The organism is Myxacorys chilensis (genome assembly GCF_059505265.1).
In genome coordinates, this window is record NZ_JCACKG010000102.1 from 1 (window position 1) to 12,600 (window position 12,600).

Annotated in this window: 11 protein-coding genes; 7 read left to right on the forward strand and 4 right to left on the reverse strand. The window is 45.8% G+C overall.

Going from position 1 to position 12,600, the window contains the following annotated elements:
• Nucleotides 1–104 precede the first annotated feature (104 nt).
• Entirely contained in the window at nt 105–449 is a 345-nt protein-coding gene (locus AC5JLB_RS07825; protein ID WP_495873267.1) for a hypothetical protein, read from the forward strand.
• Between the two features lie 288 nt (nt 450–737).
• On the opposite strand, the gene AC5JLB_RS07830 is transcribed toward AC5JLB_RS07825, so the two are convergent.
• From AC5JLB_RS07830 to AC5JLB_RS07840, 3 genes are all read right to left on the reverse strand, one after another.
• On the reverse strand, nt 738–1,814 hold the full coding sequence (locus AC5JLB_RS07830; RefSeq protein WP_495873268.1) for a PDDEXK nuclease domain-containing protein: 1,077 nt from the start codon (nt 1,812–1,814) through the stop codon (nt 738–740).
• Nucleotides 1,815–1,997: 183 nt separating this feature from the next.
• Nucleotides 1,998–2,315: a hypothetical protein gene (locus AC5JLB_RS07835; protein WP_495873269.1), complete on the reverse strand. Its 318-nt coding sequence runs from the start codon at nt 2,313–2,315 to the stop codon at nt 1,998–2,000.
• 173 nt (nt 2,316–2,488) lie between these two features.
• Complete coding sequence (locus AC5JLB_RS07840) at nt 2,489–4,534, reverse strand: helix-turn-helix domain-containing protein (protein ID WP_495873270.1); 2,046 nt, start codon at nt 4,532–4,534, stop codon at nt 2,489–2,491.
• A gap of 897 nt (nt 4,535–5,431) precedes the next feature.
• On the opposite strand from AC5JLB_RS07840, the gene AC5JLB_RS07845 reads away from it, so the two are divergent.
• The 3 genes from AC5JLB_RS07845 (at nt 5,432) to AC5JLB_RS07855 (ending at nt 8,421) form a co-directional block, all read left to right on the forward strand.
• The gene (locus AC5JLB_RS07845; RefSeq protein ID WP_495873271.1) at nt 5,432–7,297 is read left to right on the forward strand and encodes a hypothetical protein; all 1,866 of its coding nucleotides are present in this window, start codon (nt 5,432–5,434) and stop codon (nt 7,295–7,297) included.
• Nucleotides 7,290–7,637, forward strand: a complete 348-nt coding sequence (locus AC5JLB_RS07850; protein WP_495873272.1) for a DUF6788 family protein — start codon at nt 7,290–7,292, stop codon at nt 7,635–7,637. Before AC5JLB_RS07845 ends, AC5JLB_RS07850 begins: the two co-directional genes overlap by 8 nt.
• Before the next feature lie 154 nt (nt 7,638–7,791).
• Entirely contained in the window at nt 7,792–8,421 is a 630-nt protein-coding gene (locus AC5JLB_RS07855) for a hypothetical protein (RefSeq protein WP_495873273.1), read from the forward strand.
• 63 nt (nt 8,422–8,484) lie between these two features.
• Here AC5JLB_RS07855 and AC5JLB_RS07860 read toward each other — a convergent pair whose 3' ends face one another.
• Nucleotides 8,485–9,051, reverse strand: coding sequence for a recombinase family protein (locus AC5JLB_RS07860; RefSeq protein WP_495873274.1), 567 nt, complete (start codon nt 9,049–9,051; stop codon nt 8,485–8,487).
• A gap of 729 nt (nt 9,052–9,780) precedes the next feature.
• Here AC5JLB_RS07860 and AC5JLB_RS07865 point away from each other — a divergent pair.
• From AC5JLB_RS07865 to AC5JLB_RS07875, 3 genes are all read left to right on the forward strand, one after another.
• Entirely contained in the window at nt 9,781–10,365 is a 585-nt protein-coding gene (locus AC5JLB_RS07865; protein WP_495873275.1) for a hypothetical protein, read from the forward strand.
• 6 nt (nt 10,366–10,371) lie between these two features.
• The gene (locus AC5JLB_RS07870; protein ID WP_495873276.1) at nt 10,372–10,698 is read left to right on the forward strand and encodes a hypothetical protein; all 327 of its coding nucleotides are present in this window, start codon (nt 10,372–10,374) and stop codon (nt 10,696–10,698) included.
• The coding region (locus AC5JLB_RS07875) for a putative type IV secretion/conjugal transfer ATPase (RefSeq protein WP_495873277.1) at nt 10,673–12,600 on the forward strand (1,928 nt) is incomplete at its 3' end. The genes AC5JLB_RS07870 and AC5JLB_RS07875, both read left to right, overlap by 26 nt.

The following is a 12,600-nucleotide window of genomic DNA, read 5'->3' on the forward strand; positions in this document are numbered from 1 at the left end:
CACTTCCCTCATCCGGCACTCTGTCTATTTTCTAGCTTTGCTGTCACCCTGTGAGCACCATTTCTTTTCTCCTTTGGAAGTTCTAGAAGTTCTGGAAGTTCTGTATGGAGATCACTGTAGCAGGTATGGATTCATTTTGCATCCATAAGATGTTATTTGCCCCGCCAGGCTGTAAAATTAAAAGAATGAAACCCTTACCGTACAATGAGATGCAGAATGTAAATGTGGTTGAAAATTTGGCACGTAAAGATGAACGAGTCTCGGTTCCATTTGATCCAGAGACTTACGATCGCATTGAGAAAATGGCGGAAATTGAAGATCGACCAGTAGCGCGTCAAATTTCGCTGCTGGTCAAAGCAGCATTGGAGTTAGTAGACGAGCAAGGGTTTCATTTAATCAACGGAAAGCTCAGACGAGGAACGTTTGAAGAGCTGGATACTGATGATTGATATCTCAGAACTCCCCTCACTATTCAAGTCTTAATTCTGACACTTTCCTTTTTTTAGCTTGCACCGTCACTTGACGCGGCACATTCTGATATTTCGCATTGACATAGCTTTGTAGCCAAGGCTCTGAAACATCTGCAACTCTGGCAATCCCAGTGAACGGAAGCTTCTCCAAAAATCTTATGTACAACTCTTATTTATATAAATGTACATAAGATTTTTTGATGCAACACGGCAAAGCACATTCTGACCTACTCGACCCATAGATTCAACTCTACAGTGCTGGTCGTCTTATTCCAACTCAAGCTTAGTTTGCTGAAGTGCAGCTTTCTTAGAATCGTCTTGAACATTAGAAACAAGCGCATCCAACTCCATCTCTAGTTGTTCAACTGACGGCAAGCTTTCTTGCAGCTGTTGGGGCAGCCGATGCGTTGAAACCGCGATCGGCGTATTAAGATTGCGGAGTGCATACTCGGCTTTTGTTTTGCTTTTTGACTTGCAGAGAATGATACCGATCGTCGGTTGATCATCGGGGTGGCGGAGTTGATCATCAACCACAGACACATAGAAGTTCATCTTGCCTGTGAACTCCGGCTGAAATTCACCCATTTTCAGGTCAATCACAATAAAGCATCGAAGCTTTAAGTGATAAAAAAGCAGGTCAAGGTAATAATCCTCGTTATCCACCTCTAAGCGGTACTGGCTACCGACAAACGAGAATCCAACGCCTAGCTCCAGTAGAAAGTCTCGAATGTGCGTCACCAATCCCTGCTCTAGATCACGTTCTTGGGCGCTTTCACCCAATGATAAGAAATCAAGGTGATAGGGGTCTTTAATTAGTTGCTGTGCAAAATCGGACTGTGGTTTTGGCAGAGTTCGCTCAAAATTCGTAATTGCGCCGCCCTGCCGCTCAAATAGCTTACTCTCAATCTGATAAACCAACACATCGCGGCTCCAACCATTCTCGATCGTTTTCTCGCCGTACCAAAGCCGCATCTTCAACGATTTAAGCTTCTCCAGCAATGCGATGTTGTGTCGCCACGGCAATTGTCCAACGTTGCGTTGGACAATTTCTTCGTCCTCGTATGCCTCAGCAAACGCCCGCATATACATAAGATTCGATCGAGAGAATCCCTTCATTTCAGGGAACTCACGCCGCAAATCTGTAGAAAGCTTTTCAATGACTTTTGCACCCCAGCCTTCTTGCTGTTGACGGGCTAAAATCTCCCGCCCCATTTGCCAATAGAGCAGAATTAGTTCGCGATTTACAGCAAGCGATGCTCTGACCTGGGCAGCACGGATCTGCTCTTTCAGAACCTGTAAGAAATCGTTGTAGCTATCTGGTAAAAGGGAAGAGCGTTTAGACACAGGAAGAACGTAATAGCGAAACAATTGTTCTACACAAGTATGCCGCATCGAGCAGCCAGATTGGTTTCTTAGGTACGCTGATTCAATTGAAGACGTACCCTGTTATCTCCGTTGTTTTTAGGGTGCATATTACTGAAAAAGCCTATGAAATTCAGCTTTATGCACCCTAAATCCGAATCCACATCATTTAGTCCTTGCCTTGCCCAAGTAAAACGAGTGGTAGGTGTCGCCCGATCGAAATCGAAGATAGGCATATGGACCACAACCGTTAATCATCTTCAATTCGATATTCCCCCTAGAACCGCGTGTCCCTGTCCGTAGTATTTTCTCTTCACGCTTTACGTCCCACTCATCCGGTCCTGCCTCCAGTCGTTGTTCTTCTGCAATCAATACACCCAGTGCCTCGCGCAAATACACCATGTTCTCCAAACTGAGCGTGTAACAGTCTTGGAGAATACTTTCGACAGTGGGAATGTCCTGCTTACAACTTTTTCGAGGCATGAATAGAGCCTAAACTTAGGGTGCAATTCGTTCAAAACCGTGATATGCGAAGGAAAGTACTCTCCCTAAACCACTGAATTCACTTCAAATTTTTAGGGTGCATTAATGCATTCCCGAAAACCTTTTTAAGCTGTATGTACCCTAAAATGATCTGCGTAGTACATCTCCAAAGATCACAACTCCAATAGAACTCGAATCTGTGTTTGATGTTTCGGCTGGATAACCCGCTCACCTTTTATCCACCGCGTGATTAAAGATCGATCGACCCCTAAATCCTTCGCCAGTTTTGCCTTAGACCATCCTTTTGCATCCAGCGCGATCGCTAGCTCCGCCCCCGTAAGTTCTGGAAATCGCTCTAGCAAACCATCTGAGGCAACCGTTAAATCTGAACTACGTTGAGGATTTGAAGCTCGAACCGAACCTAATTTTTCCTGAATCAGAACCGTGGGTTTAATGATAACGATCGCTTTTAGCCACAGCGTTAACCAATTACGAGGACGGGTTCTGAGTTGCTCAGGCTCATTTGCTAAACTCCATTCCGGTCGAACGCATTCCGGATAAGTATCATCATCAAATTCAATTTGCCATCCTAATTCGTGTAGCGTTAACAGCGCATTATCCCATTGTGTAATTAATGCATTTCTCCGCTGTTTACTTTGCTGAACCACCGACATCAACTCCTTTGGTTCTAAGCGCTCCAACAACGTTCCAACTTCATACCGTCCATCCTGTCGGATACGGCTCATAATCGTTAGAAAGATTGCCAGCTTGGAAGCTAACCGCTGACGATAGGGATTGATTTGTAGCGTACTCTTCGCTAAATACCCGTACTGGCAAAGGGCAGTTTTTCCACTGAGATCTCTACCGTTTAGAAACTTCTCTGTCCAGCTTCCGGGGCGTACCTTGATATATAACTCATCTGGATCGCCTGCCTCATAGCTTAACGCGCCAGCCTGCTTAGCATCCACCGTCAGCGCCAGTTGTCCCGAATATTCCAATTCCTCAAGCAACCACATTGCCCCCCTCGCCACGTTATAGCGATTCGCTCCAACGTTGATGTTACTGATCAACACCGACAAACTACAAACTAACTCCACCAAGTTGCCAATCTTTTTCAGCTTTTGACCGAGCGTAATATCCGTCCGCTTATCCCAGCCAAATAGACGAATCAAATCGGTTCCTTTCAATCGGATTTGCTGTTCCCAAGGCTTCTCCGAGTCAGTGGCATAGGAAGAGAAAATGAGAAGGACGTAAGCCGCTTCTGGACCAAACTGCTGAATAATTTCCCATGCCGCTTTACCAGGCACTAATTCAATTTGTTGGTTCGATGGACTTTGGCGCACAATGTTGTGCTGAATGAATCCCTCACCAACTAACTTTTTCCAATATGGGTACTCTCCCTCCTCCCATTGATTATTAATCAGCGCTTGTGCCCCAGTAAGAATCGGATAGCCAGTTGCGACTCGTTCAATCTCTCGTTCTTGAAATAAAGCAGGATCAGTAGCTGAAGTATCAGGAGATCGAATTCCTAACAGTTTCTCAATGTCCTCGATTGAGAAAGCTGACCAGTCAAGATGCCTTAACCATTCGCTTGCTGTATGGAATGCACAGGCACTAATGACGATCGATTCGCGCCACGCCTCTTCTTCTGGCAATGCCGAATCAACTTCCACAGTTAGAACACCCGGAATCGAGCAGTCTGGGGGCATTCGCGCATCTAACGCCCATTGATCAAGCCGAGTCGTCACCCAATGCGCTGTTTGCTCCCAAAATGATGCTTGTTTTAGAACCGATTTGAATAGTTTTTCAAATCGAGTGAGCGATCGCTTTTGTAGGGCACCAACCTTTTCGGTTTCGTTATAAAGATTGATGAGTTCTGAATCCCCTTTGACTTGAGACCGCAGTTGGCGCAATCGATATTGATTAATACCAGTAGCAACGTGAACCAAAACGAGATTAAGAAAGGATTTTCCGCGACGCAATCTCTCAGCATAATCCCGCACTCGCTCCGATACACCAACAGAGCATAAATCCCCAGACATACTGTGCGGTTCCTTCATAATGGCGCTCTGCACAATGCCCCTCGACGCTTGCACCTTTGGCGGTAGTTGCAGGGTAGAACTATCCTCTCTTAATGTTGCCGATTCATGTTGAGGCGATTTGTTTTTCTTGTGCTTCACAGAGGTTCCCAACATCACGCAGTTTGCCAACAGCAGCATAGAACTCGAATTAGTATAGCTGTTGCCAAAGCAAGGCAAGATTTACGGCACCGAATGATGTCAACGCTGTCAACAAAAACAGGCCATCAACACACTTCTTCTTAAGCTATAAGCCTTAAAACAAATACACCGTAGGGATTTCACTGATAAAATCCAAAAGTGGTTGTTGACAAAAACTCTAGAATCAATTGACTAATCTTCTAGAATGTACTGACCTGAGTAAGCAGTTTAGTTCTATTTCAAATTCCTCAGATGGAATGAAAAACTCTAAATTTACTTTGAAAATAAGCAATTTGCGGTTAATCCCACCGCTTTACTACAGTGGAGTACAAAGTAAATACTTCATAAAAATTCACATTTTCGCTGATGTTGACAATGTTGACTCAGCTTCTAGAATAGGCTGACCAACTCTTAAAACAGTTGAAATGTCATTGCTAACCACATCCTTCTCAAAGAAAACAAGATTGCCTGTATTTTGCAACCCTTTCTTAAAGTGTTGACAATGTTGACTCAGCTTCTAGAATAGGCTGACCAAGTTCTTTTGATGTCGTTACTGCTTTAGCGCCTAGTTCACACTGTTGCCAATGTTGACAGAAATTCTAGAGTCGAGTGACTAGTTGCAAAGCGCCTACCAATGTGACTCTAGGATCATCAGACGTGATCTTCAAAGATCAGCGACATAGATTCTAGAATCGCCTGACTTAACATCTCCCAAATTCAATCAGTGGGCTATTTACAGACATTGTTGACAAACTAAATAGCTATTTGGAGATCGAGACTGTTGACAAGCCAAAAACTCTGATCAGCGCATGTTATACAGATCGAGTTCTAGCATCTCCTACGGAGTGTGTTTAGTACATCGCTTTTGATGTCTTCGCACTCATTAAACATTGAGCTATGGCAACGCAACATTTTCCATCCTTTGAAGGTGTACGCGAGTGGACTGACAAATTCCTCGCACTTTTTCCACATCGCTATGACTACATCTGGGCAGAGCATCCTCACGCCGGCGCAAAAGTTGATTGGCAGACTGAAACTCGTCATCCTCTCAACGATCGTTTAATTCAGCAAGGCGCATACCTTTACGGGATTCGCTTCGGCGCAGAAACCCAGTACTGCTTGCTCGATATTGACGCAGGAAGCTTGTATCACCCAAACCGTGATCCCTTTGCCCTTGGTCGCATTACTGGAGCATTAGAGCCCCTAGGACTGGTTGAATCGCTCATTTGTACATCAAGCCATAGTGGAGGCTTGCACCTCTATTTTCCATTTTCAAAAGCTCAAAGCAGCTGGCAATTAGCGATCGCCGTTGCCACGATGCTTGAAAACTCCGGCTTCAAACTCGTTCCAGGGCAACTTGAGGTGTTTCCCAATCCCAAACCCTATATTGCCGACGGAACACCGAGCCTGTTCAATGCTCATCGGCTACCACTTCAAACCGGATCGTATCTCCTCAACGATGAATTCCAACCGATTTGGAGTACCCAACAAACCTTCGTCGATCGTTGGCACTTCGCGCAGAGCCGGAACGATCTAGATACTAAAACCCTGAAGCAAATCCTCAAGCAAGCGAAACGGCAGCTGTTCCGGGTATCAGGAAAAGCAGAAAAGTTTATCAATGACCTGAATGCAGAAATCGAACTCGGTTGGACTGGATATGGGCAGACTAACCGACTCTTGGGGCGCATTACGATGCGATCATATATCTTCCACCACATTTTATCTGGTGGACAACCACTTGCAGGCGGTGCGCTCATCAAAGAAATTGTCGAAACGGCAAAAGCACTACCTGGTTATCAAGAGTGGTGCCGCCATCAGCATGAAATTGAACAACGCGCCGAAGAATGGGCACGCTGCATTGAAAATAGCCATTACTTCCACTATGGGGATCAGAATGGGAAATTCAAAGCAAAATCTCAAGATTCAGCATTAGACAAGGCGGTTGAACAGTCACCTTCTTGGAATCAACAACAATCAGCATCAGCAAGGGATCGAATTAGAAGTGCGATCGCTGACTTGCTAGAAAAAGGAATTCTCCCGACTCAAGCAACACAGAGATTCAAAGTCTTACTTCAATACAGAATTGGAGGAGGTTCTCTATATCGTCATCGAGATCTTTGGCATCCTCAATTTCTCATGGCTGATTCTCTAAGCTATATAGAGGAATTAGCACCAGAAAGCAGCCCTCAAGATTCTACAAGCTTATTACCTAATGATGGCGGTAATACTTCTCCTAGTCATGATTCTGGTCGTTCTACAGGCGAAGATTCTGCCTCGATAGGCGGTAATTCGTTGATTCATCGCAACTCGGATTCCAGCACAGTGAATGCCAGCGCTGAATCTTTCCAGATATTATTTGATGTTCAAGGACAGCGAGAAGCCTGTGAGGAAGCTGTACAACTCGCAACGAAACATCAGCACCGAATTCAATCTAATTCACCAAGTCAGGTGCAAATCGAGCGAATGCAGCGATTTCTGAACTCTGGCGATCCGATTCTGATTGCAGAGGCAACGGCATGGGAACAGGTTAACCCAGGCTTTCTACGGGTGAATGAACCGCGACTCTCTCCACCCCAGAATTCGCAGCGTGAGAGTCAATTCGATCGTTTAGAGATCTGGGCAGCAATCCAGATTCAGATGGTTCAGTTGAACTGGTCGGTTGAGCAAGTCAATCTCGCGCTCTGGCGACACTTCACCCAATCTTGTCTAGCTATGCTGAGTGATTTAGAGGTGTGGCATTTGTTCTTTAAAGGCAATGGCTAAACGTCCTAACATCGATAAACTTCGCACTGCCTTGGGACAGCTAACCCTAGCTCAGGCAAAACAGCTTCATGCGGAACTCGGTGAAATTGTGCGATCGCTAGAACAGCAGTCCGTTGAACTAGAATCCACCAAGGCAAAAGGACGGGAAATCATTGAAACTCAACACATCGACGAGCAGTTGTATCAGCTAGAACTGGTTCGCTGTGGGAAAGTGGGTTGCAAATGCGCTGGAGACAACGGAGATCTACATGGTCCTTATTGGTACGCTTACTGGCGTGAGAACGGCAAGCTGAAGAGCCGATATGTTGGGAAACGGCTTCAACGCATCGAGAGAAGATAGCAATTTAAATCGTTTATTTTCTTATGTAATTTAGCAGCTTCTTATGTACAAGTAGAATTCAAGATCAGAGTTGTACATAAGAAAATTTCGATTCCCTTGTTTTCTTAGAAGGACATGCAACAATTTAAACAGCACTCCACTCTGCTAAATCGATATGGCTCATGCGAAAGGCTTCGGTGTCAAATTCACTGCCAATCGAACGACGAACAACGTAACGCATGGTCAAAGCTGGCAAGAAATGCCATCGCTTGACCTCGAGACGCGGATTCAGCTTTGGCACGCCGGATTGCTGCATCTAAAATTGCCAAATGGAGTTAAAGCGCGATCGCTCACCCAGGAAGAGAAACATTGGCTCGATCGTGCGGCGGCAGCTGAGTACATCTCCCCCCAAAACAAGGGGCTTTCCGCCATTTTCTACACGTCGCCGCCTCCAGCATTCCATTTAGATAGCGCCGATTGGTATCTTTGCCCAAACGACTACTGGAATCGTCCACCTGCCCTTCTGAGTACGATCGTGCAAACCTTTCCTGCCGACCTATTTCAGCTGTCGCAAGGGAATCAACCGCCCGCCTTTTATCCAGACCGCACACCTCAGTACACCGACGCCCAAGAAACCGTAATGCGATCGATCTTCCGAGAAACAGTGCGAATTGGGTGGTCGCTGCCCCAGTACAAGTGGTTCATCCTGGAGCGACTGCGAAAGACCACAGCACAAGTCACGTACGATGAAGCGATTCAAATCCTCGCGCAGTTGCAACAAATTGAGAGTGAGCCAGACGATTAATACCAACTCGTTCATCAAGCGGCAGGGAACCATCAGATCTACATTTCTGATATTGTCCTTTACTCATCGCTCCTGCTGCTGTTTGGGATGAATGTATCGGTAATAGGTAGACGCAGAGATTTTCAGCGATCGACACACATCTTCAACGGTTTGTGTCGGATCGGCTGCCAACGTCTTTCCAATGCGGATTTGTTGGGGGGTGAGCGAGGGCTTACGTCCTCCTTTTTTCCCTCTGGCTCTTGCACGCTTTAAACCAATCCGTGTCTTTTCAGTCATCACCTGCTGCTCAGAGTTCACTAATGCTCTCAGCACTCGCAGCATTTTAGACCGATCGTAGTTGCGCGTGTCCAAGTCTTCTTCCAGGCTCTTGAAGCCCACCCCTCGATCATTCAAATCAGCGACCAATTCAAGCAACGGTTTGAGGGGTTTGCCAATCCGGTCGAGTCGCCACACGATGAAAACATCTCCGGGGCAAGCGGACGCGATCGCTGCATCTAGTCCAGGTTGTTCTGCTCCTGGCTCAGTTGTAATGTCTGTCCAAATTCGGTTGCACCCCGCTTGATTCAGCGCTTCTGTCTGGAGATCTAACGTTTGGTCATCTGGCGAAATTCGTCTGTAGCCGATCAACATGCACTGGTGTCTGTAACCTTCCTTAATATCTTTCTCCAGATAAAGAGGTGAACCGGAAAACTAAGAATTCTCGTTTTGACAAGGGTTTTGACAGACACTGAGATCAGATTGTTCACTCGAAAATATCAAACATCTTGCTTATCAAAAACACACCTTTTTGACAGATAGAAGTTTTGAAAAAGATACGGAAAGAAAAGCTAAAGACAATCTTAAGAAGCGTGGTGATGGCTCAATCTATCAGCGGAGTGACCAGTATTAACAATCACAACTTCATCACTATAAAGCGTTCATCGTATCGAAGTTAAATTCAACATCACACGAACCATGAATGAGATTTCTTCTCTTCAAGATTGCTTGCTAAAAGCCTAAAAGACTTAACCTATCGTATTTATAGCTTGTATGGGTGCAGAGATCAGAGATGGCTGAATCACCGTCTAAAACAAGCTTTTTCCAAAAGAACAGAACGTACCAAAATCCGTAATTTCTCTAGATTATTTCCGTAGAGTTTTTTCTGAGGAAACACAGTAGTCCTGCACTATTTCAACTTGTAAACTTCGTCAAAAATTTCATCAACCCCATTAAGATAATCTTGTTGCGAACTTCACAAGGCTGACGCATTCAATCAGGGTTACCTTTCAAGTCATCACCAAACTCATTACACACGCATTAACGAAGCCTTGACTGGCATTTGCACAAGAATTTGATGTTTAAAAATGAGGAGTCAAAACGATGGAGTTTCCTTCGTTGCATTCCCGCTCGGCGCAATTGACGCGATCGAGCAAAAGATACCTATTCAGCCAATTCATTCCGTTTGTGACTTGTTTGGGGCTAACCGCTTTGCTGGTGATTGCTCATTTCCCCATTTCAATTGGATTGATGCTCGCTCTGGCAGCGCTCGTTCTTCGGTTTTTCGAGTGGATTCCCATACTTACTGCTCATCCGTGGTTTCGGCAATGCGGAGGATGGAGAATGTTCAGTGCGATCGTGGGTGCATTGTTCTTTGCAGGTATCCTAATTCACTCCGGTCCTGCGTCAGCTCAACTATTCAACTCCGCCGAACAGCAAGCCACCAGCATTTTTGGACAATACATTGATAGTGGCATCATCACGTTTCTGTTTGGCTTACTCAGAATTGTGGTCTGGATCACGGCGGTTGGGTTTGTGCTATTTGCTGTTTATCAAGCGCAGCGTGGAGAACAGTGGCAACCCTTGATGCAGAACGCCTTTATTGTAGTCGCCGCTGTTGTAGTTGTAGAAGGATTGAGTGCCATGTTCTTCGGCGGCAGCACAACTGCGACACCGACATCAAGGTAGGTGATCATGGCTGAACGCGCGAATCAATTTCGTCCAGTTAATCAGAGTTTGGGTAAGCAACCCAGCTTAGGTCCGATTCCAGCTGCTTTACTTGCCCCATCACTCGTCATCCTGGTTGGTTCCTACTTTCTAGTCCAGGTTGTGCTTTCACTCAGATTCGTCTGGTTTCTGCTGGTGAGCGCTTGGGGACTGAGTACTTGGTGGCTTGTCGTAGGCGAAAGAACCTGGAGATTTACGAATAAATTTGTCTCACCTCCCGGCTGGAATCGAGGCTATGTTCACTACACCAGTTGTTTAGAGCAAGAAAATGACGAAGAAACGAGTCAGCACTAAGCACTATCATTTCAAGCCCTTTGAGGATGAATCCCATTTGGAATTCATCTGTAGTCTAGAATTACGAGGTCGGAATATCGGCGCGTATTTGCTCAAAAAAGGGCGTAAGTACTCATTCGTGTTTGCCTTCCAGGTAGCAGGGATTCACACTTTACTAACCAATGGTCAAGCAGAAAGCGTCCTTGCTCGATTGGAAGAAGGATTAAAAGGGTTACGCCCAGGCGATCGACTTCGCATCCATCTGCGCTCGTTTGCCAATGATATCGATCGCCAACAAGAGCTAGAACATCTCATCGACTCGACTGAAAGTTTAGAAACTCAGTTCTTACTACTCGCACAGCAGCGATCAACACGGGAATTAACCCTGCGCGGTGAACGACAACCGAAGCAGATTTATCTGTTTGCAACCTACACAATTGAGCCAGGGAGGGGAACCAGCAAAGATCGCACAGAGAAGCTATTAGCGTGGCTTGTCAATCAATACGAGACGCTCAAGGGTATGAAGGAATCGAAGGAGAAAGCGCATTATTTGGAGCTTTTAACTCAAGCCTTCACGGATGGCTATTTGTATTGGGAACAGCAAGTCAATACCCGTATGGGACTTCATGGAGTTCCGATGACAGCAATCGATCTCTGGAACTATGTTTGGAGTGACTTCAATACTCGGCAATCACTGCCTTTACCTCAGTGCTTGATTCTTCAAGAAACTGCGGGAACGGCTAGCTTAAGGGAAGAGATCCGAGAACCCTATCATGCGCTCAGTGTGTTAGTTCGAGGGGAAAACGGTAGACCAAGCCATCCGAAGGCAGATCGAGAGTGGGCATGGGTGAAAGGCAAATTTGTAGGTGCGATCGCGCTGGAGTCAAAACCGCCCGGATTTGCTTCGCTCGAACATCAGCTTTACTACCTCTGGAAGGTATTCTCTCAGTTTCCTGACTGTGAGTTTGTCTGCGAACTGGCGGCGGCTGATCGCGTCATGACTCGAATCACCTTACAACGGCTCACAAAACAGAACTACACCGCCACGTATCGAGCTGCCGAACTCAAAAATGTTGATGTGCTTTCGCAAATGCGGATGAAAAAGGGGGTCGAAGCTCAGGAGAAAATTTATGAAGGTGCAATGCCAATCTGGGTTTCAGTCGTCGCACTCATCTACCGTAATGACCCGTATACACTTTCTGAAGCTTGTCAAAAGCTAACAAATGCCTTTCCGCAAGGTGACTTTATTCGAGAAACTGAGATTGCTTGGTCTTTATGGCTAAGGTCATTGCCAATTGTAGATGACTGGTTACTAGGCGACGATCGCAAGCAACTCTATCTCACTAATGAAGCACCCGGATTAATGCCCCTTGCCTGTACTAGACCTGTCGATTTACGAGGAATAGAATTCATTACTCGTGAGGGCAATGCACCACTTTTAATTGACTTTATCACCAAGCATCGCGGCATTTTCATCATGGGAGAAACTCGCAGTGGTAAGTCGGTTTTGATGTCTGATATCTTCACTTGCGGTATTGCTAACGGAATGCACGTCATTTCACTCGACTATCCAAAATCTGATGGCACAACGACCTACACCGACTTGGTGAGGTTCTTTGGAGAGCAAGGTGCTTACTTTGATATTGGGTCAGAGGCAAACAACCTATTTCAGATTCCAGATGTTCGTCATCTTCCCGAAAAGCAGCAGGCTGAACGGCTCGATGACTACAAAGAGTTCCTGGTTAAAGCGCTCAACATTATGGTAATGGGAACGGAGACAGAGGGGCAACTTGGAAAACGAGTTCATACGGTTCTATGGCAAGCGATCGCAGCCTTCTTTAAGGATGCGCGAATTCAGATGCGATATAGAACCCATTTGGGATCTTACTCATTGGACAAGCGCTTCAGCATCAATCGGATGAA